Consider the following 23,464-nt stretch of genomic DNA (forward strand, 5'->3'; position numbering starts at 1 on the left):
TCTTCGACTCCTTTTTCTCCTACTTAAATTTTATACGCTCAGTACCCGCTCCCGGCCGCTCGGTTAGCTAAGATCACGGCTTCAAAGCCCGTTCCCTTAACGGCGGCATGAACAACGGTTGGCTGAAGGCAGGCTATCCGGTAGTTAAGTAGAAATCACTCACTTAATAAGGAGCCTATGGCCAAGGCTCCTTTTAACTATACCGACCTGCGGGGTTTATTTGTTTCTTTCAAGGCAGGCCAGCCAAAGATGCGCGCCAGCTGGCTGTATATCCACTTGGATTCCTTTGTCAGCAAGGGCCCTAGAATGGCCAGGAGCAACACATATAAGGCTGCGAAGGGTTGTAGCACCGGCAGTAACCCGCCGGTCTTTGCCAGATTGGCGAGAATGATGGAGAATTCCCCGCGGGGGGTAATGGTAAGCCCGATATTGGTACACCCCCGGTACGAATAACCGGCCATCCGCCCGGCAATAATACCGGCAAGAAAATTACCAATTAATGTTGCCGCAACGGCAACCAGGACCGGCCCGACGGCGCCTCCCAGGGTTAAAGGGTCGATGCTCAAACCGAAGCTGAAAAAAAACAGGGCCCCGAAAAAATCACGGAACGGCACGACAATATGCTCGATGCGGTCGAGATGGTCTGTCTCGGCCAAAATTAAACCCACCAGCAGGGCGCCAATAGCTTCCGCCACATGGATAGTCTCGGAAAAACCGGCTACCAGGGTGAGGAAAGCGAAGACCATGAGCATAAAAACTTCATCGGAAGGAACGTTAAACAGCCTGTTAATTAACGGTGCCAGTTTGCGGCCGGCGAGGATTAAGCCCAGCATAAATCCCAGGGCAAGGGAGGTTGATTTCAACACGCTCGGCGGTGAGGCCGAACCTGTAAGGACCAGACCGGATATGATGGATAGATACACTGCTACGAATACGTCCTGGAATAACATAAGCCCCAGGATCATCTCGGTTTCCGGCCGTGCCGTTCGCTTTAGGTCAACCAGAACCTTGGCAACGATGGCGCTTGAAGAAATAGAAATAAGCCCGGCTACCACCAGGGTTTCCCGCAACGGCCAACCCCAAATTATAGGTAGAACCATGCCCAGGGTAAAATTTATGGCCATATAGATGGACCCGCCCACCAGTATAGAACGGCCTGCCTTTAATAATCTCCCGACGGAAAACTCCAGACCGAGGCTGAAAAGGAGAAAGAGTATCCCTACCCGCCCCATAAAATCTATTAAAGGCGCGCTTTTAATAAAGCGAAAATCCAGGATGCCGATTACCGGCGCATGGGGGCCTACAACCATACCGGCAAGGATCAAGAGCGGTACAATAGAAATGCGGAACCTGGCGGCAAGGATTCCAGCAAAAGCTACGATAGCTAATGCCAGCCCGATTTCAAGGAGCACCTGTTCGGGCATAACTATATGCCCCCGTGCAAAATCAGCTCTTTACACGCCTTTACCTGTTTCCTGTCCCCTAAAACTACAATGGTTGCTCCCGGGGTGATGATTTCTTCCGGTCCCGGGTTGAGGACTTTTTCGTCTTTTTTAATTATAGCTATAATGGCAGCGCCAGTTTTCTTGCGGATATCCAAATCCCCGATAGTTTTCCCTATTGATTGGGCATCCTTCTCCACTTTATACCATTCAAAAACCATGTCATCCAGGGCCATTTCAACCGTTTCCAGTGCTTTTGGTACGTAGGCCATACCGCCGAGAATACCTGCCACACAGCGCGCTTCCGTGTCGTCCAGGGTGACCATGGAGATGCTTTCCTCAGGGTCATTACTGTCAAAATGATAAATCTCCCGCCGGCCATCATCGTGCACGACGATGACCATCTTATCCCCGCTGCGAGTCTCTATTTGGAATTTTTTGCCGATACCGGGGAGCTCGGTTTCCTTTATCGACATGTAACTTCCCCCTTGCTTATAATTCACCGCGGCTTTATTTCATTTTAACATAAACCTTCCGGTTGCCAAAGCTAAGCATACCCTGCTGCTTTATATGGCCAGCTCTAACAGGGGTGTTAAATCATTGGGGCGCTCCAGGAGGTCCCGGTACAGGTCGCCGTACCTCTCCAGCCGGCCCCGGATGGTATGGATGTTAAAATCTCCGGGGGCAATCTTCTTCTCCGCCACTTCTTCCCAGGTCAGCGGGGTGGAAACCGGGGCCCCGGGCAGAGGCCGCAGGCTGTAGGGAAAGGCCATGGACCGCCCCCGTACATTTTGCAGGTAATCCAGGTAGACTTTGCCCCGGCGCTTTTGGATAAGGTGTTCGGTGGTGGCTTTGCGGGGGTAAACCTGGACAATGAGCTGCGCCAGGTATCCCATGGCAGCCGTGACTTCCCGGAAGGTCCAGCGGGGATAAAGGGGAATGAAAATATGCAGGCCGCTGGCGCCTGAAGTTTTGGGGTAACCAATGAGGTGGAATTCCTTTAAAGCCTGGTTGACCAGGAGGGCGATTTCCAGCACTTCAGCAAAGGTCGCCCCTGCCGCAGGATCGAGGTCCATGACGGCAAGATCCGGGTATTCCAGGCGGCCGGCACGGGAGAGCCAGGCATGGACCTCGATGCACCCCTGGTTGGCCAGCCAGGCCAGGGTTGCTTCGTTATTGCAGAGAATGTAATTGATGGTTTTATCGCTATCGGCGTGGTAGACGGGCAGGGTCGCTACCCACTCCGGGGCATAGGCAGGGCACTCTTTCTGGTAAAAAGCCTCCCCTGTAATGCCGTCCGGGTAGCGCTTCAGGACCAGGGGGCGGTCCCGCAGGTAAGGCAGGAGAACGGGGGCCATGTCGACATAATATTCGATGAGATCAAACTTGGTCAGCCCCTCCGGCCAGAAGACTTTGTCCAGGTTGGTCAACTGGAGCTGTTGCTTCGGCAATTGGGGCCGTATGTATGGCTGGCCCTGACCCATTTCTATCCGCAACCCCTTGTTATTTTTACCTTGCCATTAGTATCCCACCCCGGCTAAGGCCCATACGCTATTAACCCCCGTTAATAACGGAGCCAGGGGTTTCTAATATACCTCTGCCTGCAGGTCCACACCTTTTATTATTCCCTGGTTACCAGCAGCTGCTGCCGGGCCGGGGACCAGGTGACCCGGTACCCCAGGGCTTCGGCGACATAGCGGGCCGGGAGGAAAACCCGATCGTAACGGTTCAAGGGGGCTACATCCAGGGTTTCCCGGCGGCCGTCGCGTTCCATTTCCTCCCGGCCGGGATAAAACTTCAGGATATGGCCGGCGCTGTTCAAAGTCACCGTTTGGCTGGCGGGATCCCAGCCAATCCCCTCCTCGGGAACACCCAGAGCCAGGGCCAGATAGCGTAGGGGGACGTAGGTGCGGCCGTTTTCCAGCAGAGGTGCGACATCCATCTCTTGCACCTGGCCGTTGCTGCTGTAACTTTTTTGCCCCAGGGTAAAGATGGCCACCGGCACGGCGCTTCCATAAATAGTAAAGGCGCGACTCACTGCTTCCCGGCCCTGGCTGTCATAGGCCTTTACCACCAGGCTGCCTTCACCGGGCAGGCGATTGAAGTCAATGGTCAACTGGTAGGGCGGGCTGGTAGGGCTACCCAGAAGCTCGCCGTTTAAGTAATATTCCACCCTGCTGATGAAGGGGTCGTAAAGCTTGACGGCGGCCCCCAGGGTGACTGCCCCCCGGATGGCCATGTGGTCCTCGAGTTCCCGGTAGGTTCCAAGGGCCTTCTGGCCGATCTGTTCCAGGTAGTGGGGGCCGGCGATGGCCTCCCGGTAGGCGGTCAAAACCTCCGGGTTGTCATCCAGGCGATAATCGCTCACCTTCGCCTGGGTGTAGAGGGGGTCGCTTTCGTTGAGATCAAAGTAGACCACAGCCTTGACCCGCGGGTAGAGGAGGGGCAGGGTGCGGTAGAATTTACGAATGTTGAAGGCGGCCCAGCGGCTGACATCGGCCCGGCCGGGGCTCAACACCGTATGGGCAATGCCGAACTCGCCCACCATCAGGGGCTTGCTGCCGGCGAAAATGCGGTACCAGTAGTCCAGGCGTTGCAGGGGATCAAGTCCAGCTCCCGGCTGGTCGGCGCGGCCGCTCAGGTAGTAGTCGCTGTAGAAGTTGACGCCCACCCAGTCGACATACTCATCGCCGGGGTAATATTCCAGGGCCGTGGCTTTGACCCCCTCCGGCTGGACGATATCAAAGGGGTTCCAGACCATGGCCACGTTGGGGGCTTCCCGGCGCATTATGGTAGCCACCCGGCGAAACCAGGAGACGTAGGCAGCTGGGTCGCCATGCCAGGCGTTGGTGCCCTCCATGTTCATTTCCGAGGCGAAACGGAGAAAAACCGGGATTTTAACGGCGGCGAGCTCCCGGGCGATGGCTGTCAGGTCCTCCTCCCGCAGGCCCCCCAGGCCGCCGTTGGGCTCCAGAGCCAGGACCAGGCCCGCGCCGGGCACCTGCCGGGCTTTCTCCATTGTATCCCGGGGTAAAACAAAGTTGCCCGGCCCGTAGATGTGGCCGTAGCCTAAATAGAGGGCGTGCTGGCGACCGTAAAGGTCTTTGACCCGGTTGTAGTCGTTCCCGGCAGGCCCCCGCTCTTCGTAAAGGCCCAGGTAGGTGCCGGCAGCCGGCTCAAATTTAGCTAGGGTTATCCGCCCAGGGTCCGGCACCGGGATAAAGAGGCGTAGCATGGATTTCAGGCTCTCACCCCGGGCCGTATCCTCCCAGGCCCAGTCAGGTACTCCGGCCTGCTGGAAGAGGGCGGCCTCCTTCACGTAGGCCGCCCCTGCCTCGACCAGTTTACCCTGGCGGTCACAGAGGCGAAAAATCTTCTGCCAGGTCAGGCCGGCGTTAATCAGATCGCCACCGGCCTCAAAAGCAGCGACGGCGCTGCGGTAGAGGCTTTCAGCCGTGGCCGGGTCACCGGCCTCCAGCTCTCCGGCGCGCCGGTAGTCCTGCCAGGGGTCGGCCCAGGCGGCCGCCGTTGGAAATAGCAACAACAAAATAAGAATGATAACCATACGTGTTACCTTCATACCTGACAATCACCTGTTCCTTTAATTGATAATTCGTTCCTAATTTTAACACATGAGCAGGGAACAAAAAAGGTAATTTACCAGCCGGGTAAAACGGAAGCCTTGTAAACAACATCCGGGTATAGTAAGATGAAGCAAGAAAGTGACTGTGTTAACTTTGCCAATTTATCAACACCTATCTGCCGGGCGACGCCAGATAGAAAACTCCGGGAAGGTGCATCTATGCCGGCCTTAAAACTTATCCTCGTCTTTGCCCTGATGATGGTGCTCCTCTGGCAGCGTGCCCCGCTGGCACCGGTTATTTTCGGCAGCTCATGCCTCCTGGCCATCCTCTACCGTCTTCCCTTGAACGTCTTTGTGACTGCCTTCTGGCAGACCCTTGGAGACCCGTCTACCATCGAGCTGGAACTCGTCCTGGTCCTGATTATGCTTTTCGAAGGTTTGCTAAAAAAGGAAGGCTATCTGGCAAGGATGCTGGACGGTTTACTTAATCTTCTTCCCAGTCGCCGCCTCCTGGCGGCCACGCTGCCCGCCTTTATCGGCCTGATGCCTTCCATGGGCGGAGCATTATTTTCTGCGCCCCTGGTCGCCCAGGCGACGGCGGATACAACCCTCTCCCCCGAGGAAAAAAGCGTTATCAATTATTATTACCGTCATATCTGGGAGTACTGCCTTCCCCTTTACCCCAGCCTTCTAATCACCTCCCAGGTCTGCGAACTGCCCCTGACAAAATTAATTCAGGCCCTGGTTCCCTACGGCCTGCTGGTAGCCTTGCTGGGATGGCCTTATCTACGCCGTATCCCGGCTGAAAAAAAATGCCCCGGTAACGGCTCTTTCCCCCTCATTAAAGAAGTATTCCTTAACATCCTTCCTGTCCTGGTTGTGGTATTGATGGTCCTCTTCCTCCAGGTGCGGATTCTTATAGCCGTAGGGCTGGTCCTGGCTGTGCTCCTGGTGCGCCATCGCTATACCCCGCGTCATCTTTTATCCCTCTACCGGGATACCGTCCAGGTAAAAATCCTCCTCCTCGTACTGGGCATTTTTTTCTTTAAACAAACGATTTTGACAACCGGGGCCGTAGCCAGCCTTTCTTACTTCTTGGAGGGTCTGGCCGTTCCTGATTTTGTGGTTTTTGGCATATTCGCCCTGCTGGTGGGCCTAATTACCGGCACGGTTTCTTATTCCATGGGCATTATTTTCCCCGTAGTTATGGCTGCTACTGGCGGTCATATAAATATGCCCCTGGCGGTATTTGTTTTTATAGCCGGTTTTACGGGGGCCATGTTTACGCCCATGCACCTCTGCCTGTCCCTGACGGTCGATTTCTTCCGCGCCGACCTGCGGCAGGTCCTGCGGATGCTGGTGTTACCTGAAGCAGCCCTTATCGCCATCGCCGCTACTGTGTATATAATCACCGTTTAACCGGAACAAATACCTCCCCCTGGCGTCAATAATATAGAGAAAAACATTAGGGAGGTATTGTCCGTGCTCCAGCCTTTAAAACCCTTTAAACTCCTGTCCCTGGCGGTTTTCTTTTGTTTGCTGGCCGGGATCTTTACCGGTGCCGCCCCGGCCGGCGCCGAAGGCATCCATATTTCCGTGGACGGCCGGGAACTGGCCCTGGATGAGCCGCCCATAATCCGGGACGGCCATGTCCTGGCCCCCGTCCGGGCCCTGGGCGAAGCCCTCGGGACTACGGTAACCTGGAACGAAGGGACCGGGGAGGTCGTCATTGCCGGACCGCGAACGACCCTTAAGATGGTTGTCGGCAGCAGAAACGTATACAAAGATAAGGAACAATTATCCCTGACCGTACCTGTGGAGATACTAAATGGCCGCGTCCTGGCCCCGGTGCGCTTCCTGGCGGAAGCCCTGGGCGCCGAGATATCCTGGAATGCTATAACTATGACGGTAGCCATTACTACCCCCTTACCCCCGGTGGCGGAGCGGGTGTACGCCGCGCCTTTCCCGGCCAGGGTGGCCTTTACCAGTAATGGCATCCTTTATCTCCTGGAAGGCGGCCGGGCCGGAGCTGCCCCGGTGCAGGTAACGCGAGAAGGCAGCGTGGCGACGATCCTGGGCTGGTCCTACGACGGCAGGTGGCTGGCCTTCATGTTACGGGAAAAACAGGAAGAGGGCGCCGCCAAACCCTACCTCTGGGTGGTCGGGGCCGACGGGAGCAACGCCTTCCAGGTTGACCCGCGGCCGGTGCTGGCCGAGGCAGCGTGGTCACCGGCCGCCAATATCCTGGCTTATACCACCCAGGGTCCCGGCGGAGGCTATGCTCCGGATATGAACTTGAAGCTGGCCGCCATCCAAGACGACGCCAGTGCCCGGATTACGACTCTGCTACCGGACGGAAGCGAAACGGTGGAAGACTTTGCCTGGGCGCCGGACGGCAAGAGCCTGGCCATATCCCTGCCGCGCACTGAAAATCATCCCCTGCGTATCGACCGCCTGACCTTAGCGGGCGAGCGCCATAATTTGCTTACCCTGGGTGAGGCTGGGACAGCGGTGGATGAGATCTATTTCAGCTATGCCATAGGGTTAAAGTGGTCCCCCAACGGCCGCTACCTGGCCTACTACCTGCACTACAACGCGGCTTCCCTCTCCACTGACGGGGTGCCCCTCCAGGTACTGGACTTAGATAATCCCGGCCGCTCTCTTAACCTGGGTATCTGCCTGCCCTACCGCCAGTGGCTAGCCTGGTCCCCGGACGGCAACAGACTCGCTTTTATCCAGGGCAGCGGCCGGGAAGCGACGGCCAACAAGCGCCTGTGTGTTGTCAACCTGCCGGAGGGCAACATCGATTTTTACGACCAGCCCGGCCGGGTGGATAGCCAGCCCCTATGGCTGCCTGCCCCGGACGATGGCGTCCTCTTCTGCCGTGGCCTGGAAACGACAGCCTGGGAAGGCAAACAACTATCCGGGGTGCTGGTAAGCGATCACCGCATCTGGCTAGCAACGGGCGACGGCCAGGCCCGGCCCCTGACAGTCGGTACACCCGATAACGCCGACTACTACCCCTCCATCTCCCCGGATGGGCAGGACCTTTATTTCCTGCGCCTGGACCCATCTCAAGGCGGCTCTCTGTACCGGCAGCCCTTGGACGGCGGACCGGCGATAGAGCTGGTGCGAAACTTAGGCGGCACGGCCGGCTACTACGGCAATTACTACCCGGCCTGGATAAGCATCTATCACCTGGATAAAAAAATTAAGGCCACCGGTAAGCTGGTGGTCAGCAACGTTGAAGGTCGTCACTTTGAACTGGAAACCGGCACTGACCGCCTGGTGCTTTTACCAGAGGAAGGCTCCACGGGCGTGGCTAAAGACCTGGAAAAATACGCCGGTCAGGTGGTGATGGTTATCGGCACCCTCACCAACGAGTCTAATATTTACATGCGGGGGGCCATCATGCGGGTAAACTCCGTCATGCCGGTACAATCCCCCACCCCGGCGAATAACAACGAGGAAAACCTCGTTGCCGGTATCGACTCCTTCACTATCGCTCCACCCGACCTGGTAATCAAGGGAAAACAACTGGCCCAGGTGGAAATCTGGGCCATACCCACCGGGACGGGGATAACCGAAAAGGATTATACCCTCCTCGGCCAGGCTACCCAGCAAGCTGCTACCGGCGGCGAGGAGATCTGGACCTTCCCCATCCCCCGGACAACTATCCTGGCCACTGAAATTTTTGCTATCGGTTATGACGAACAGGGACGTAAGGCCGGCAGGATTTCCTTGCCTGTCACAGGCGTAACCGCTCTCAATGAAGCTCTGGGAACAATAGGTAATTAAACCCTTATACCCGCCGGAGGCTACCGGCTAAAAACAATATGTTAACCGCTGGAAACTAAAAGCTATAGTTCCGGTTAACCGGGGCTATAGCTTTTAGCTTAAAAACCGGACTGTTTAAACCACACCAGTCTTTGAGGCCAGGGAGTTTTCTGTTGGTGGTTTGTTTAACCAAATTAAAGCCGGTGTTGCAAGGTGCAGTTTTGTTAGACGACAGGATCGGCACAGGGTAATATTATCCACGACTTGACAGGTGTAATCCATAAGGGTTATATTATGGTTAATTAGATATTCTTCTAAATATCCGGAAGGGTAAAGGTGAAAGGCGATGGGGTTAAATACCCTCTTTAAAGCCCTTAGCGACGGCACCCGCCGGGAAATCCTTCGCCGGCTGGCAAAGGGAGATATGGCCGCCGGGGAGATTGCCGCAGCCTTCGACCTCTCCTGGCCGACTATCTCCCACCACCTCAGTGTCCTCAAGGATGCGGGGCTGGTGCAAGACGAAAAGAAGGGCCAGTACGTCATCTATTCCCTGAACACCACCGTTTTTCAGGATATTGCGGGATGGCTGTTAGACTTGTTGGAGACAATAAGGGAGCGGCAACCTGCTGAAAAAGGGGGTACAGAAAAAAATGGAAAATAGGTATCGCGTTACCAGAAAAATGTTGGCCCGCGACTGGCCCGCCCTGCTAATTCTGGCGGCGATGCTGTTTGCCGGCCTCCTGCTTTATCCCCGCCTGCCGGACCTGGTCCCGGCCCACTGGAACTTCCGGGGCGAGGTTGATAATTACTTCAACCGCTTCTGGGGCGCCTTCGCCCTGCCCCTGATGACCGGCGGTATTTACCTGCTCCTGCTTTTGGTCCCTTACCTGGATCCCAGGCGAGAAAACTACTCCCGCTTCGACCGGGCCTACCAGATGGTACGACTGGGACTGGTCCTCTTTATGGGAATAATTTATGCTACCACCCTGGTGGTGGCCCTGGGCGGCCCGGCCGACCTGGTGGCACGGGTCGTACCCCTGGCGGTAGGGCTGCTCTTTATCCTGATCGGCAACTATCTACCCCAGGCACGTCACAACTACTTCTTCGGCGTCCGTACCCCCTGGACCCTGGCCAATGAGGAAGTCTGGCGGCGTACCCACCGCTTTTCCGGTTATGCTTTTATCCTGGGGGGGATCGCCTTTATCATCGCAGCCTTCCTACCGCCGCCGTTCAACTTTATACTGGCCATGGTCTGCATCCTTATAACTGTTAGTAGCACCATAGTTTATTCTTATCTAGCTTTCCGCAGGGTTTCGCGGTAATACAATTACACATTTAGCGGTAAGGTAGACTTTCCGGTTTTAAATAAAGATGGGATATAAAACTTCGATATGCATGACAGCAGGCCCGGTAAAAATGCCGGGCCTGCTTATTAAATCCGGAAACTCGTTATATTATTTTACATAATTAACGGTGTTTTCTTTTACCTTTTCCACAGCAAATTTCTCTCCTGCTTTGTAGCCTACAACTACAGCGCACATGATTTCGTAACCTTCGGGAATGCCCGCTCTGGCGGCAAGTCCCTTATCGGCTTTGAAGGCAAGGGTTGGGGTAATCAGGTAGCATGAACCCAATCCCAGAGCTGTTGCGGCGATGATCATGCAGGTGGCAGCGCAAGAAGCGGTGGCAAGACTATAAGGCCCTTGCGGGGCAGAAAGAAGGAACAGGGTAGGGGCGCCGTAGAGAGGGTCATATCCCGGTAATGCGGCGCGGCTCATTAAAAACTCATTGCCTGAGTTCTTCATGGCTTCCAAGGCGGTATTTGAAATGTACTGCAACAGCTCCCTGTTCTGCACCACCGTAATATGATAGGGACCGGCGCTGGGAGCATTTTGACCGGCAGCTATGATGGCCGCTACAGCCTCATCAGAAATCTGGTCTTTCTTGTAGTCCCGTACACTTTTCCTTTTGGCAATGGCTTCCAGGGCATCCATAGTCAACACTCCTCAATAATTACAGCTGATTATCCTGCTTCCATCTAGCTTAAAGTATGTTATCTCCCGGCAGGTCGTATGTTAAAAGCGTCTCCGAGGCTTCATCAGCCATAACTACCAGACCTCCCTCCGGGTCGGCGATCAGGCTGTTACCCAGGCTCACCATGCCGATGTGGCTGCCCACGGCGTTCGCCAGGAGAACGTAACAGCGGTTCTCCACCGCCCTGGCGATAGGCAGGGCGCGGTTTTTGGGCTGCTTCCAGCGGGCCTCGCCTGGTTGGTAGTAGTGGGCGGAAAGGATGAACAGGGCCCGGGCCCCTTCCGCCGCGATCTGCCGGGCCAGTTCGGGGTAATTCTGGTCGCGGCAGATGATAACCCCGAACCGGCATCCTTTATAGCTAAAGACCAGGTGCCCGGTGCCCGGGGTAAAATAGCGGGCCTCGGTGTCCGTCAGGTAGATCTTGCGGTAGTTATGGACGCTGCCGTCGGGCAGGAACACCGAAGCGGTATTGAACAATCGTTCGCCTGCGAACTCGGCCCGGCCGACAATCAAACCCACACCCAGATCGGCTGCTGCCCGTGCAATTCTGTCCAGGCTACCCTTCAGTTCCTCTTTAAAACTGGGCCGACCCAGGACGGCCGGGTTATATCCCGTCAGGCTCATTTCTGGAAAAGCCAGCAGTTCTACACCCCTCTCGGCTGCTTCCGCGGCCAGGCGTAAGATTGCCGCCTCATTGACGGCCAGGCTGTCGGCGATAAACATCTGGGCCGCGCCTACACGCAAAGTCATCACCCCCTGGTATTTATGGGGCTTCCCTCTTGCGGATACTACTCTACATCAGCAGGTTGCCATAAGGTTATTTCTTTTACCCCGGCAAATGCCCGGTCATTGGAGGCCAGATTCCAGCACTTATACTCCTGACAGGCTGCCAGGAGGATAGAATCATTGGTCATTAGGCCGTATTGCTGTTGCCAGGTCAACGCCTGGTAGCATAAGTCCTGGGTAAGGGGTACAATGTTGATATTCATGGCGGGAATTTTTTTTACCTGCTCAGCGTAAGTCGCCAGGCTTGTAATTATTTCCGGTTTACCCTTCAGCTTTTTGGCTATATTCCCCGGGGTAACCAGCCCTCTGGTTACTGCTTCCAGCATCATTAAACGATGCATGGTTTCCAGCAGGATATTCGTTGTCGTAAAACCCACGATTTCTTCTCTTTCACAGCGCTCCAGGAAAGAACTGCATTCCTCTGATACCCCACTGAAGTGATAAATAAAAATGTTGGCATCAACGAAAATCTGGCTGCCGGCGGGCAACTCGTCAAACCTCAAAAAAGTCTTCCTCCTCCAGGATCTTTTTTACCACTTCAAGCCGGGATGGTATACTTCCTCTCGTCGTCTTAACGATAGAAGTTTCTCCGTCTCCTGTTCCTTTTTTACCGTAAAGGTATTGCTCCAACGCTTCCTCAATTATATCATTGAGATGTTTTCTTTCATTTTTTGCTACCAGTTTAGCCCTGTGAAGAAGCCGGGGATTAATGGCCGTACCCACTTTTTGTCGCATATGATTCACCCCGTTTAAATTATAAAATCCTGGCAACCAGCATGTCAAGATTACGTCTAGATAACATCGAAAACCGGCAACAAATCTTCCGGGGGCAGGCGCGGGATGCTGCCGGCCAGATGCGAGGCACCCGGCTTACTGCTGGCCGGTAACGCCGGCAGGGGCAAAAAGGGTACAGAAAAAGGCCACGTCCTTCCGGATACGTGGCCCCCATGGTCCTTTAAGCTGCCGCCTGCGGAAGCTTGAAAATTCTAGTACCGCCCTAGTCAGGGCCTCACTCTTATATCTGCTGACTCCCGGACAGCTTTGCTTCCGGTTCTGATGGTGTCAATGATATTTCCGGTGCCGCCAGGGCCTCGGCAGGCACCTGGATCTTTACGCCGCTGTTATACCGGTAATCCGTAACCTTCATGTTGATGGTCATGGTTTCCAGGGGCACGGTTTCTCCCTGGAATTTATTCGCAAAAGCGACTAGGCCGGTCATTTCCGAGGCATAAGTAAGGTTGTCTTCCACGCCGACGGCTTCCTCACCCCAGAAGGAAATGGACTTCAAGACGCCGCCGGCCTGGTTCAGGGCTTGCTCCATCTCCGGGGTCAACCCACCGGGCAGGGCCTGCATCAGGGCCTGCCAGTCGTCAATCCGCCCGTAGTAGGCGATACGGTGAACCTTATGCCCGTTCTCTATACCCTCGCCCAGGTAGCGGAAGTGGAAACTGTCCTTTAGCCCCGGCGGTAACCCCGCCGCGTTCCTGCTCTGTTCTACCAGGGCTTCCAGGTCCGGCAGGGCGTTTTTGGGTAGTTTCATCCACTGGGGTTCCGCCATGCCCGAGGCCTCCACCCTCTGGTACATAGTCCCGTCCACCAGGTATTGTTCCATGGTCATCTGCATCTTACCGCCCGGAGGCAGGTCTTTACCCGCTGTTTTCTCAGCCGGCAGGTTAAGGGTCATGTCTACCTTCTGGTGCAGGTTCAAGGGATAGCTAAACTCGCTCATGATATTGCCCTGCATGGATACTGCTGGCACTTCCCCGGCAACCCCGGGCCGCAAGCGCGCGCTTATAGCCATGCTGCCGGCGAATTTCAGGTCTTTGACCTTAGCCTGGGCCTGCTTGGCGGCCTGGACAATCTTTTCCGCCTCCGGGTCGCTGCCAAAAACCATGGCCAGGAAAGCAACGCCTTCATCCACGGTCAGGATCGCGGCCGCGTCCTGGCCGGGCTGCAGCAGGCCGACTCGTACCAGCCAGGCATAGGGGGTGTAACCCCAGCTCTCCCGTCCTAGGGACCCCTTTACATCCGGCGCGGCGACACCATCCGGCAAACCAAGGACCCGGGAGGCCATCACCGCCGCTTCCAGCAGGCTGACCGGCCGGTCGGTGTGCAGGCCGCCGTCGGGGTAGCCCCTGATGACACCTTTTTCCTTCAAAGCCATTACTGCCGAGCTGTACCAGGCATCCCCCCGGGTGCCAGCAGTGTCGGCCGTAACCTGCATCCCCGCCGCCCGGGCCAGGAGGGCGGCAAACTCACCCCGGGTCAGGGTCTTCCCCGGCGCTGTAGCCTGGGGAAATACCTGGCGAAGTTCATCGGCGGTGATCGCACCTGCCACAGCCGCCGGCGCCAGGGCCAGGATCAGGCCCACGGCAAGTATCAACACCTGAAACCACTTTTTCATACTTTTCTCTTCTCCCCTTTCGCTGTTCTTCCCCCTGTACCTCTCTTATTTTTTAGTAATTCTCTACCCTGCCAGATTTCTCCTGCCGGCCCGAGAAATTTATAGCAGGTAATCCTATCCTACATCCTTCCGGGTGAACACCCATGCGGCCAGCAACCCGAAGGCCAGGTAGCAGATCAGGGATGCCAGCAGCAATCCCATGAGGTAATACCAGGAATCTACACTTATACGATCCACCACCCACCTGATGACCGGGCGGAAAAAGGAGGGGAACGCCAGGGGTAAAAAGCCCAGAAGGGGCAAGAGCATTACATAAGAAGCGCGTCTATAATCCCAGGTAAAAAAGGCCAGGAAAAACAATCCTTCCAGAACCAGCACCAGGGCCAGGGGGAAAGCCAGGGATATGAATTGGAAGCTGCTCCCGCCCTGAGGCGCAAACCAGCCCAGCCAGTGCGCCAGGCCGCCCGCAGCGATCCCTATGAACCAGCCGCCTATGGTTAGCAACAGGCCGCCGGCAAATTTGCTGGCCACAATGGCGCCGGGGCTTACAGGCAAGGAGCGTAGCAAGCCCAGGCCCCCGTCTACTTCCTCCTGATAACATATACGGCCGCTAAAAACGTAGGGTAAAACGATGCTCCAGGTAGCAATGAAGGCGCTCCCCATTTCCATCCGGCTAAAAAACAGGATCATGGCCGCAACCATCAAGGCATAGGTCAAGATACTCGAGCGCAAAACCCTCAGGTCTTTGGCTATAAGTGTCCACATGATTTTCTCCCCCTGGAATTTAATTTTGGCGAGAAAATAGCTTTCACTTTATGGCCCTCTTCAACTTCAGTTGCGGCCGGTTTTTTCCTGCCTTACGGCCGCCAGGAGCAGGTCTTCCAGCTTTAAGGGACTCGCCTCCAGGTACCGGGCCGCCTCCGGGCGTTGCTGCAGCAGGTGGCGGTAACTGCCCGTTACCCCCAGGCAACGGCCGCCTTCCTGCTGCCAGGTTTTCAGCCAGGGCTTCACTTCCTCCAGGCGGGAAGCAGGGAAGGCCAACCTCTTCCAGTCGGCCAGGAGGTCGTCCTTCTCCTGGCACAGGAGCAATCTGCCCTCGTTTAAAACCACCACATAATCAGCCACCTTCTCCACGTCTTCCATGAGATGGGTGGAGAAAAAGATAGCCCGTTCTTCGTCCTGGATGAAGGCCAGCATCTCCTGGAGGACGTCGTGCCTAGCCACAGGGTCCAGGCCGGCCATAGGCTCATCCAGGATGAGCAGGCGGGGCCGGTGGGCCAGGGCCAGGGCCAGGGAGAGTTTGGCCCGGGTCCCCTTGGAAAGTTCTTTAATCTTCCTGTCGCGGGGCACATTAAACTTTTCCAGGAGCCGGCGGCACAGCCCATCGTCCCAGCGACGGTAAAGGCGGGCGTAAAAGCCGGCCGTCCATGCCACGGTCATGTCCTGGTAATAGGGGTGGGTTTCGGCAACGTAACCCACCACCTGGCGAATTTCCAGTTCGTCCCGGCGGGAATCCAGGCCATATACCCGGATTTCTCCGTCGTCGAGGTGGAAAAGGTTCAACAGGCATTTAATGGTGGTGCTTTTGCCGGCGCCGTTGGGACCGATGCAGCCCATGATATAACCGGCGGGCAGTTCCAGGGATAAGGGCCCCAGGGTAAAACCGGGGAAAGACTTTTTTAAGTTCTGTACTTGCAGGGCGGCAGTCATGGTTTGCCATTACCTCCTTGCAGGATACCGTCGAAAATGGCGCTGATTTCCTCATCCGTAAGCCCCAGCCTGCGGGCCTCCTCCAGGGCCCGGTTAAGCAATCCGGCCACTATTTTCCTGGCCGCCGCGCGGGCGGTTTCCCGGTCGACCCGGGCTACGAAGGTCCCCACCCCCTGGCGGGTGGTAAGCAAACCCTCCCGCTCCAGCTCCAGGTAGGCCCGCCGGGTGGTGATGACGCTGGTGGTTAGCTGCTGGGCCAGCTCGCGGATGGAAGGCAGGGGGTCCCCCGGGGAAAGCTCGCCGGTGAGAATCAGGCGGCGAATTTCGTTAATGATCTGCTGGTACATAGGCTCCGGGTTTTCCCCGGATACTTTGAGGAGCAAAGGCATCCCTCCCCTTTTACGCTTTCGGGTGACCCGTTCCCACCGCTGGCGGGATTGCCGGTCATAAGAAACTACTGTATATACTATCTATATACAGTATAGGCACAATCGAAGCCCCTGTCAAGGACCCGGCAAGGGAAATAAAAAGGGTGGCAGGTTTAATCCCTACCACCCTGCTCCCTCCGAGAGCCGTAACAGTCCTTCTGTACTACCCTTCACCGGTAACACCGCCTATAATGGCCGCCGTAATGGCCGGGTTTTGCCGCAATTTGTTCAGGTCACCTGGTTTACCGGCCACTACCAGGCCGTAGTAACGGATACCGTTCTGCTGCAGGTAAGCCGCAGTACGCTTGAGTGTAGCGGAGGAATAACTTGGCACCTCGCTCAAACGCCGGATCTCATCGATAAATTGGGCCTCGGTAAGCTGCCTTTCCCCGTTGAGCCATCCCCCCAGGGGGATACCTACCAGCCGGTTGGCCAGGTAGCTCCCTATGCCGGGGTCTTTCTGGCTGGCCGCAGCGATTTCCTCGTTGCTGTGGGCGGCAATCGCTCCCCAAAGGGGCTCTACGCCGGCGGGCAGCAGGGCCTCCATCTCCTGTTTGGTTAGCAGGCGGTCAAAGGAGAGGGCCATTTCTACTGTATCCCCTGGGGGGATGCTGTCCAGCCGGTCAAACTCCCGGGGCAGCTGCTCGTATTTTACTGCCGGGTGAAAGAACCTCAGTACCGGTACCATACCCGGCAGGAAGTAGTCCTTACCGCTGGCAGCCTTAACTACAGTATAGTCAGGGTCCCAGATTAATTCTCCACCCCAGATTTGGAACTCCACCGTGGCCGTGCCCACGTAAACAGGCCGATCTCCGACCATACGCACCAGGAGGTATTCCTTCTGCCGCCCCAGCCAGCCCTCGTCGCGCCACGGCCCGCCAATGGCCACGGTGTTCGGCGTGCTGTAGCGAACCAGCTCCGGGTAATAAAGCCCGATACGGTTGCCCTGCAGGTCGAGGAGGTACCGGGTACCAATATAAAAAAGGCTCAAAACTGTTACCAGTACCACCAGGCTGATCAGAACTGACCGCAGCGTGCTGCGCCACCGCACCCGACGGAGAAAACGGGCCTCCTCGAAAAATACTTCTTCTTTTTCCTTTCCTTCCTTTTTCATTTTCGCCCCTCCAGAATCCTGTTATATTCCGCTTTAAACCTTTGCCTGGCCCGGTAGAGCTTTACTTTTACCGTATTGGGTTTCATTTTCATATACGCCGCTATTTCTTCCCCCTTGAGCCCCATGTTATATTTTAGTACCAGAAGCATCCGTTCCGTTGGTTCCAGCCGGTTCAGAGCGGCCATAATCTCCTGCCGCCCTTCTTCCCGGAGGGCCCTTTCCTCCGGCCCCCCGGTTGCTTCATCCGGTTCTGCATCCGGGAGGTATAGCAAGGATACTCCCCTACCGGCTCGGCGCAGCCAGTCGATAAATTTGTGCCGGGCGACGGCGATGATCCAGGCCTGCAGTTTTCCCGGTTGCACCCCGTCCAGGTGCAGGCAGGCCGCCACCATAGTCTCCTGGGCCAGGTCTTCGGCGTCTTCGCGGGCCAGGCCCAGGCTAATCAGGTAGCGGTAAGCCAGCCGGTACAACTCCTGCCACAACGGCCACCTCCTCCTTTTTGTTTCTCTATAACAAAAGACGCCGGCCGGGGCAAAAAGGGTACAGGAAAAGGGCCACGTCCTTCCGGATACGTGGCCCCCTGGTCCTTCAGGCCAGCAACGGGCGATCCCGCGCCGGCTGGGGCTTGAATTGGATCTGTAACGTTTCTGGTATAATATCCTGTTATAATATCTTAATACCGCTCTGTCGTTAAGGCCTCACCCCTGCATCTGCTGGCTCCCGGATGGTTTTGTATTAGGTTGTGATGGTCACCAGGAACAGCTGCCTGGTCGGGGACCAGGTAACCCGGTATCCCAGGGCCTCGGCAACATAACGGGCCGGCAGGAACAGCTGCCCTTCCCGGCTCAGGGGAGCCCCTTCCAATTCAATCCGGTTGCCGCCACGCTCTTTTTTCGCTCCGCCGGCGTAAAACTTGTATCGAATTTACCCAAATTAACTCCTTGACAGAAACTAGCTCTCCCTGATATCCTAAAGGTAACAATTGAGGAACGAGTTGAGGGGAGTATTTAGTTTAGATGAGGAGAGACGAGACTGGCCGGAGTTTTAGGCAATAACAGCCTGGCGGTTTTCGTCAGGCTGATTTTTATTTATCCAGCCGTTTCGGGGGCAGCCCCGCCGGCAGTAATAATTCATCATCAAGGGGGAGTTATCAATGGAAGAGGTCAAAGTAACCCGGGTGGAAAAGCAGGGGCTGCAGGCCATGGACGTGGTCGTGGTGGCCGTCCTGCTGGCAGCAGGCGCGGTACTCAGGATGATCACCCCACCTTTCTTTGGCATTACCCCCAACGTAGTCATCGGTATGTATGTCCTGGCCATCATGCTCCTCAGGCCCCGCCTGCCCCAGGTGCTGGGGATCGGCCTGGTGGCAGCCGCCGTCTGCCAGCTGACCACCAAATCCTTGCTGCCCTACCTGAATTTTGCCAGCGAACCGGTAGGAGCTATTGTTACCGCCCTTTTACTCTACCTGCCCTTTGACAAAAACAGCTTCTTCAGGGTAGTGAAACCTCTGGTAGTCACCTTCCTGGGTACCTTTGCCAGCGGTTTTACGTACATTACTATCTTTAAAGCAATAACTCTCTTTGCTACTTTACCCAAAAATCCAGCTTACACTTATCTTCTCATGGTAGTTATTGTTACCGGCATCTTTAACGCCGTCCTGGCCCAGGTACTCTATTTCCCCTTAAAACAACTGCTGAAAAATGTTTAACCTGACGGAGCGCAGCAGCGCGGAGGCCGGTTCATGGACCCCATTATTAAAGTAGAGAATTTTACTTTTTACTATCCCGAAAGCCAGGTGCCAGCCCTGGACGGAATAAACTTGACCGTCCAAGAGGGAGAATTTTTAGGCCTGACCGGCCCTACCGGCGCCGGCAAGACCACCCTGGCCCTGGCCCTGAACGGCATCATCCCCAATTTTCAGGGAGGCCGTATGGGTGGCAGGGTAATGGTTGCCGGTTTAGACACGGCAAAAACCCCCTGCGCCCGGCTGGCCGGGGTTATCGGCAGCGTCTTCCAGGACCCGGAAGCCCAGCTGGTGGCGGAAGTAGTTGAGGATGAGCTGGCCTTCGGCCTGGAAAACCTGGCCGTCCCGCGGGAAGAAATGCGGCAGCGCATTAGCGCCGCCCTGGAAATGGTGGGCATCGCCAGCCTGCGCCACCGTAGTTTACGGGAATTATCCGGCGGCCAGAAGCAAAAGGTGGCCATTGCCGCTGCCGTGGCTTTAAGGCCCCGGGTGCTGGTGCTGGATGAACCTACTTCCGAACTCGACCCCCGGGGGACCTTGGAAATCGTGGCCCTCCTGCAGCGGCTCAACCGAGACTATGGTATAACCATCCTGTTGATTGAACAAAAAATTAGTGTCCTCGCCCCCCGGGTCCCCCGGCTGGTCTGTCTTAACAAGGGCCGCATCGTGGCCGATGCCAGCCCGCGACAAATCCTGGCCCAGGAGAAATTGACGACCGAACTGGGCCTGGAGGTACCCCCGGTGACAGCCCTGTTCCGGATGCTACGCCGGGCCGGCGTCTATCACGGCGACCTGCCCCTGGAGGTAGACGAAGGCCGGCGGGAACTGGGGCGCCTGCTGGGGCACCAGGCGTCCAGGACATAGCAACCTATATTTGGAGGCGCAAAAAAATGATCCGGGTTGAAAATGTAGAGTTTACTTACCCCAACGGTTTCCAAGCCCTCAGGGACCTGTCTTTTCATATCCGGTCCGGGGAATTCGTGGCCGTCATCGGCCAGAACGGCTCCGGGAAAACCACCCTCCTCAAGCTCCTGAACGGGCTTCTTAAACCCACAGCAGGCAGGATCCTCATCGGCGGCCTGGATACGGCACGGGCGCGGGTGGCTGAACTGGCCCGTAAAGTAGGTTTCCTTTTTCAAAACCCGGATCACCAGATCTTCCTGCCCACCGTCAGGGAAGAACTGGCCTTCGGTCCTAAGAATTTAGGTCTCAAAGGGGCGGCCCTGGCAGATAGGGTGGCGGAAGCGGCTGCCGCCGTAGGCCTCACTCCTTATCTTGACGTTAACCCCCGGCAGCTCAGCAAAGGCCAGCGCCAGCGGGTGGCCCTGGCCTCCGTCCTGGCCATGCAGCCGGAAGTCCTGGTCCTGGACGAACCCACCACCGGCCAGGATTACCGCGAAGCCCTGGAAATAATGAGGCTTGTCAAGAAGCTGCACCAGCAGGGCCACACTGTACTCCTCGTCAGCCACGATATGGAAATGGTGGCCCGCTTCGCCGGCCGGGCCCTGGTCCTGGGGGAAGGACGGTTGCTCCTGGATGGGCCCGTGGCGACAGTTTTTGCCCGGGAAGATATCCTGAACGCCGCCGGCCTCGTACCTCCCCAGGCCATTCAGCTCGCCCGGCCTTACCAGGAACAGGGACTCCTGCGCCCCGTCCTGACGGTAGAAGAATTGTATGCCGAAATTATCGCCGCTTTAAGGGGTGAGGTAGATGCCCGCCAGGTCCTTCCTGCATGAACTAAACCCCCTTACCAAAGTCGTCTGGTCCCTGGCCGTTATTACCCTGGCCTTTGTCTACCAGAACCCCCTGCCGCTCCTTGGCCTCTGGGCCTCGGTCCTGGCCGTCGCCCTGATTGGTAAAGTGTTGCGGGAAATCTTGCCCGCCATCCGGGGGCTGATCATCTTTGCCGCCATCTTTTTCCTCTTTCAGGTCTTTTTAATCGACGAGGGCCAGGTTGTTTTTACCCTGGTACCAGGCACCGGCATCGGCCGCATCACCGACGTGGGGCTCAAAGCCTGCACCATGCTCGCTTTAAGGATGCTGGCCATGACTTCCACGATTCCCGTTCTCCTGGCCACCACCCCGCCCAAGGATATGATTGTCGCCTTTGTGGAAAAACTCAAGGTGCCCTATACTTACGCCCTGATGCTGGTAACCTCTTTAAGGTTTATCCCTACCCTGCAGGAAGAATTGAGCCTGGTCATCCAAGCCCAGCGGGCCCGGGCCTACGACCTGGAAGGCCGCAATATTATCAAGCGCTTTCTGGCCCTCATCCCCCTGGCCATCCCTCTCCTCCTCATGTCCGTCCAGCGGGCCCGGACCATGGCTATCTCCATGGAAACCCGCGCTTTTGGCGCCGGCCCCCGTACCAGCCTGCACACCTCGACCTTCCAGTTACTGGATATAGGGGTAATCTCTTCGTGCCTGCTCCTGACAGTCGTTCTGGCGGTTGTATCGCTGCGTTAAGATTATCCACCCGGTAATGCATTAGCCCCGGTATCGTAACCGGGGCTAATGCGTTTTTTGGCAACAGGATATCGGGGATTCCTTGACTGGAGTTATTTTCAAGTATATACTTAAGATAAACTTAAGTTCTAACTAATACCTTCTTGGGGGGAAACGCATTGGAATTTGCCACCAGCAAGGAGCTACGTATTTATACCGGAAAGATATTAGAGAAGGTTAGGGCTGGGGAACGTTTTGCCATTACACATCGGGGTAAGCCTGTGGCATGGCTAATACCCTTTGAAAATGACACTCCCGAAGAATTTTCCCCTCTCCCCTATCATGAGGCGTGGGCAGATATTGAACGGGCCCTGGAAGCCAGCGAGCCATATTACCCTGACTGGCACGAAGCTCTCAAGGAAAGTAGGCGGCAAAAGTGATATTCGTAGATTCTGATGTATTACTAATCGACCTGCGCTATCGCCGTGACCCTAAGTATAAAGAAAACGCTGCTTTTTTAGCCGGGCTCAAGCATGGCAAGCAACAGGGTATTACATCGATCTTCAATGTTTTAGAGGTATGTGGTATCCTTTCCTATAACTTAAACGAGCAGCGGCTATTAAACCTTTATTGTCATTTGTCGACCCATTACAACCTGCAAATTTACCCGCCCTCAAAGGAGTACCTGCCGCGCCTAACAGTAAAAAGTATCCTGGCGATCATAAGCAAAAAGGCCAGCTTTGGCGATGCGCTAATTATCTATACGGTACGAAACATGGGTCCACTGGTATCGCACTATGTTAGCTGGAACGCCAGGCATTTCCTCCAGCAGTTGTCCATACCAGCTTTGACGCCAGCAGAGGCCCTGGAAGCTGGAATTCTGAAAAATGCTTACCCTGAATGAAAGAAGATTGCCCCGGCCGTATAACTATACCCTTTACGGTAAAGGTTAATTAAGGGGTGCCGTGCTTGGAAGAAAAGGACCTTATCCGTAGCCTCAACTGGTTCTACAGCCTGGAAATCGAGCAGGTAGACCTCTATAAGAGCCAGGCCCGGGCAGCAACGGACATTTACCTGCGGCAGGTATTGACCCGGATAGCGGCTATGGAACAGGAACACGTCATCAACCTGGAAGCGGAAATCAGCCGCCGCGGCGCCACCCCGACCCGCCTGGGAGCCATCATTGCTCCCCTCCTGGGGGTGGCAGCCGGGACCATCCTCAACTGGACCAATACCCGCACCCTCCTCTGGGCCAACATTACTTTAGAAGAAAAGGCCATGGCTGACTACAAACGGCTGATTCTCAAAGTTGCCGAAAAACCCCTTTTTAACCTCCTCTGGAGCCACCTCATTGATGAAGACCTGCATGCCGCCTGGTTCAGCAATAAGCTGAAAGAGCTGGACCGCCTGGCCCTGTATTAACAGGATGGTAATAGAAAAACTTGACAGGAAAAATAGGATGAGTTATTATTACTATAAACTATACCAAATGAATATACTTTAGATCGGATGTAGTTTTACATGCGCTTAAACCAGGCCACCGATTATGCCTTCCGCGCCGTCCTGTACCTGGCGAAACTGGAACCGGGCACCATCGCCGAAGCCCAGACGATTGCGTCCCGCGAAGATATCCCCATGCGCTTCTTGCTTAAAATCATGCGTTCCTTGGTCCAGGCCGGAATAGTGCAATCCTACCGCGGCGTCAGCGGCGGTTTTGCCCTGGCCCGGCCGGCCCGGGAAATTACCCTGCTGGATGTCGTCGAAGCAGTAGAAGGACCGGTTAGCGTTAACCGCTGCCTTCTGGACCCGGAGTACTGTAATAAACACGGCGCTCCTTGTTGCCCGGTACACCGGGCCCTGGGCGCAGTCCAGGACGCCCTGCGCCGGGAGTTGGAGCGTTACAACTTCGCCGAGCTAGCCGGGAAAAATTGAGTAAAGACTTGAAAGGAGGGATTATTTTCAAATAAACTATACTATTTGGGTATACTTTGATGTTT

At 55.9% G+C, this 23,464-nt stretch carries 28 protein-coding genes; 13 read left to right on the forward strand and 15 right to left on the reverse strand.

Annotated elements, in window-relative coordinates; all coding sequences use genetic code 11:
- Positions 1-197: 197 nt before the first annotated feature.
- From MHFGQ_RS11505 to MHFGQ_RS11520, 4 genes are all read right to left on the reverse strand, one after another.
- Positions 198-1,424 (reverse strand): cation:proton antiporter, encoded by a 1,227-nt coding sequence (locus tag MHFGQ_RS11505; protein ID WP_106004828.1) that lies wholly within the window; start codon positions 1,422-1,424, stop codon positions 198-200.
- A 2-nt stretch (positions 1,425-1,426) separates the two neighbouring features.
- Complete coding sequence (locus MHFGQ_RS11510; protein WP_106004827.1) at positions 1,427-1,918, reverse strand: cation:proton antiporter regulatory subunit; 492 nt, start codon at positions 1,916-1,918, stop codon at positions 1,427-1,429.
- A 90-nt stretch (positions 1,919-2,008) separates the two neighbouring features.
- Complete coding sequence (gene ligD / locus MHFGQ_RS11515; protein ID WP_106004826.1) at positions 2,009-2,926, reverse strand: non-homologous end-joining DNA ligase; 918 nt, start codon at positions 2,924-2,926, stop codon at positions 2,009-2,011.
- A 137-nt stretch (positions 2,927-3,063) separates the two neighbouring features.
- Positions 3,064-5,007, reverse strand: a complete 1,944-nt coding sequence (locus tag MHFGQ_RS11520) for a stalk domain-containing protein (RefSeq protein WP_170066188.1) — start codon at positions 5,005-5,007, stop codon at positions 3,064-3,066.
- Positions 5,008-5,151: 144 nt separating this feature from the next.
- On the opposite strand from MHFGQ_RS11520, the gene MHFGQ_RS11525 reads away from it, so the two are divergent.
- The 4 genes from MHFGQ_RS11525 (at position 5,152) to MHFGQ_RS11540 (ending at position 10,124) form a co-directional block, all read left to right on the forward strand.
- Positions 5,152-6,444: a DUF401 family protein gene (locus MHFGQ_RS11525; protein WP_106004824.1), complete on the forward strand. Its 1,293-nt coding sequence runs from the start codon at positions 5,152-5,154 to the stop codon at positions 6,442-6,444.
- A 63-nt stretch (positions 6,445-6,507) separates the two neighbouring features.
- Positions 6,508-8,823: a stalk domain-containing protein gene (locus MHFGQ_RS11530; protein WP_106004823.1), complete on the forward strand. Its 2,316-nt coding sequence runs from the start codon at positions 6,508-6,510 to the stop codon at positions 8,821-8,823.
- Positions 8,824-9,148: 325 nt separating this feature from the next.
- Entirely contained in the window at positions 9,149-9,463 is a 315-nt protein-coding gene (locus tag MHFGQ_RS11535) for an autorepressor SdpR family transcription factor (protein ID WP_106004822.1), read from the forward strand.
- Positions 9,453-10,124 carry an SdpI family protein gene (locus MHFGQ_RS11540; protein WP_106004821.1) on the forward strand — a complete coding sequence of 224 codons (672 nt, stop codon included), beginning with the start codon at positions 9,453-9,455 and terminating at the stop codon, positions 10,122-10,124. The genes MHFGQ_RS11535 and MHFGQ_RS11540 overlap by 11 nt, the downstream gene beginning before the upstream one ends.
- Positions 10,125-10,256: 132 nt before the next feature.
- On the opposite strand, the gene MHFGQ_RS11545 is transcribed toward MHFGQ_RS11540, so the two are convergent.
- The 4 genes from MHFGQ_RS11545 to MHFGQ_RS11560 are packed head-to-tail and all read right to left on the reverse strand — an operon-like array spanning position 10,257 to position 12,357.
- A complete protein-coding gene (locus MHFGQ_RS11545; protein WP_106004820.1) occupies positions 10,257-10,796 on the reverse strand; it encodes a nitroreductase family protein in 540 nt (179 codons plus the stop codon).
- A gap of 49 nt (positions 10,797-10,845) precedes the next feature.
- The gene (locus tag MHFGQ_RS11550; RefSeq protein WP_106004819.1) at positions 10,846-11,580 is read right to left on the reverse strand and encodes a carbon-nitrogen hydrolase family protein; all 735 of its coding nucleotides are present in this window, start codon (positions 11,578-11,580) and stop codon (positions 10,846-10,848) included.
- A 44-nt stretch (positions 11,581-11,624) separates the two neighbouring features.
- Entirely contained in the window at positions 11,625-12,125 is a 501-nt protein-coding gene (locus MHFGQ_RS11555) for a type II toxin-antitoxin system VapC family toxin (RefSeq protein ID WP_106004818.1), read from the reverse strand.
- The gene (locus MHFGQ_RS11560) at positions 12,115-12,357 is read right to left on the reverse strand and encodes a hypothetical protein (protein WP_106004817.1); all 243 of its coding nucleotides are present in this window, start codon (positions 12,355-12,357) and stop codon (positions 12,115-12,117) included. The genes MHFGQ_RS11555 and MHFGQ_RS11560 overlap by 11 nt, the downstream gene beginning before the upstream one ends.
- A gap of 105 nt (positions 12,358-12,462) precedes the next feature.
- Between MHFGQ_RS11560 and MHFGQ_RS11565 the strand changes: the two genes are divergently transcribed.
- Positions 12,463-12,603: a hypothetical protein gene (locus MHFGQ_RS11565; protein WP_170066187.1), complete on the forward strand. Its 141-nt coding sequence runs from the start codon at positions 12,463-12,465 to the stop codon at positions 12,601-12,603.
- Between the two features lie 34 nt (positions 12,604-12,637).
- On the opposite strand, the gene MHFGQ_RS11570 is transcribed toward MHFGQ_RS11565, so the two are convergent.
- The 7 genes from MHFGQ_RS11570 to MHFGQ_RS11600 form a co-directional block, all read right to left on the reverse strand.
- A complete protein-coding gene (locus MHFGQ_RS11570) occupies positions 12,638-14,026 on the reverse strand; it encodes an S-layer homology domain-containing protein (protein WP_106004816.1) in 1,389 nt (462 codons plus the stop codon).
- A 114-nt stretch (positions 14,027-14,140) separates the two neighbouring features.
- Entirely contained in the window at positions 14,141-14,791 is a 651-nt protein-coding gene (locus tag MHFGQ_RS11575; RefSeq protein WP_106004815.1) for an ABC-2 transporter permease, read from the reverse strand.
- A gap of 66 nt (positions 14,792-14,857) precedes the next feature.
- Complete coding sequence (locus MHFGQ_RS11580) at positions 14,858-15,736, reverse strand: ABC transporter ATP-binding protein (protein ID WP_106004814.1); 879 nt, start codon at positions 15,734-15,736, stop codon at positions 14,858-14,860.
- Positions 15,733-16,119 carry a GntR family transcriptional regulator gene (locus MHFGQ_RS11585; protein ID WP_245907796.1) on the reverse strand — a complete coding sequence of 129 codons (387 nt, stop codon included), beginning with the start codon at positions 16,117-16,119 and terminating at the stop codon, positions 15,733-15,735. Before MHFGQ_RS11585 ends, MHFGQ_RS11580 begins: the two co-directional genes overlap by 4 nt.
- 208 nt (positions 16,120-16,327) lie before the next feature.
- Complete coding sequence (locus MHFGQ_RS11590; RefSeq protein ID WP_106004812.1) at positions 16,328-17,278, reverse strand: anti sigma factor C-terminal domain-containing protein; 951 nt, start codon at positions 17,276-17,278, stop codon at positions 16,328-16,330.
- Positions 17,275-17,760: an RNA polymerase sigma factor gene (locus tag MHFGQ_RS11595; RefSeq protein ID WP_170066186.1), complete on the reverse strand. Its 486-nt coding sequence runs from the start codon at positions 17,758-17,760 to the stop codon at positions 17,275-17,277. Before MHFGQ_RS11595 ends, MHFGQ_RS11590 begins: the two co-directional genes overlap by 4 nt.
- Before the next feature lie 253 nt (positions 17,761-18,013).
- A complete protein-coding gene (locus MHFGQ_RS11600; RefSeq protein ID WP_245907795.1) occupies positions 18,014-18,142 on the reverse strand; it encodes a stalk domain-containing protein in 129 nt (42 codons plus the stop codon).
- 289 nt (positions 18,143-18,431) lie between these two features.
- Here MHFGQ_RS11600 and MHFGQ_RS11605 point away from each other — a divergent pair, with 289 nt between their 5' ends.
- From MHFGQ_RS11605 to MHFGQ_RS11640, 8 genes are all read left to right on the forward strand, one after another.
- Complete coding sequence (locus MHFGQ_RS11605; RefSeq protein ID WP_062280010.1) at positions 18,432-18,986, forward strand: tryptophan transporter; 555 nt, start codon at positions 18,432-18,434, stop codon at positions 18,984-18,986.
- 33 nt (positions 18,987-19,019) lie between these two features.
- Positions 19,020-19,886, forward strand: a complete 867-nt coding sequence (locus tag MHFGQ_RS11610) for an energy-coupling factor ABC transporter ATP-binding protein (protein WP_106004809.1) — start codon at positions 19,020-19,022, stop codon at positions 19,884-19,886.
- Between the two features lie 26 nt (positions 19,887-19,912).
- Positions 19,913-20,758: an energy-coupling factor ABC transporter ATP-binding protein gene (locus MHFGQ_RS11615; RefSeq protein WP_106004808.1), complete on the forward strand. Its 846-nt coding sequence runs from the start codon at positions 19,913-19,915 to the stop codon at positions 20,756-20,758.
- Positions 20,733-21,488, forward strand: coding sequence for an energy-coupling factor transporter transmembrane component T family protein (locus MHFGQ_RS11620; protein ID WP_106004807.1), 756 nt, complete (start codon positions 20,733-20,735; stop codon positions 21,486-21,488). The genes MHFGQ_RS11615 and MHFGQ_RS11620 overlap by 26 nt, the downstream gene beginning before the upstream one ends.
- Before the next feature lie 158 nt (positions 21,489-21,646).
- Positions 21,647-21,907, forward strand: coding sequence for a type II toxin-antitoxin system Phd/YefM family antitoxin (locus tag MHFGQ_RS11625; RefSeq protein ID WP_025773319.1), 261 nt, complete (start codon positions 21,647-21,649; stop codon positions 21,905-21,907).
- A complete protein-coding gene (locus MHFGQ_RS11630) occupies positions 21,904-22,371 on the forward strand; it encodes a hypothetical protein (RefSeq protein ID WP_106004806.1) in 468 nt (155 codons plus the stop codon). Before MHFGQ_RS11625 ends, MHFGQ_RS11630 begins: the two co-directional genes overlap by 4 nt.
- 56 nt (positions 22,372-22,427) lie before the next feature.
- Positions 22,428-22,889 (forward strand): ferritin-like domain-containing protein, encoded by a 462-nt coding sequence (locus MHFGQ_RS11635; protein ID WP_236712922.1) that lies wholly within the window; start codon positions 22,428-22,430, stop codon positions 22,887-22,889.
- 99 nt (positions 22,890-22,988) lie between these two features.
- The gene (locus tag MHFGQ_RS11640; protein WP_106004805.1) at positions 22,989-23,399 is read left to right on the forward strand and encodes an RrF2 family transcriptional regulator; all 411 of its coding nucleotides are present in this window, start codon (positions 22,989-22,991) and stop codon (positions 23,397-23,399) included.
- Positions 23,400-23,464 lie beyond the last annotated feature (65 nt).

It is taken from the genome of Moorella humiferrea, from assembly GCF_039233145.1.
In the GTDB taxonomy this organism is placed as follows: Bacteria; Bacillota; DSM-521; order Neomoorellales; family Neomoorellaceae; genus Neomoorella; species Neomoorella humiferrea.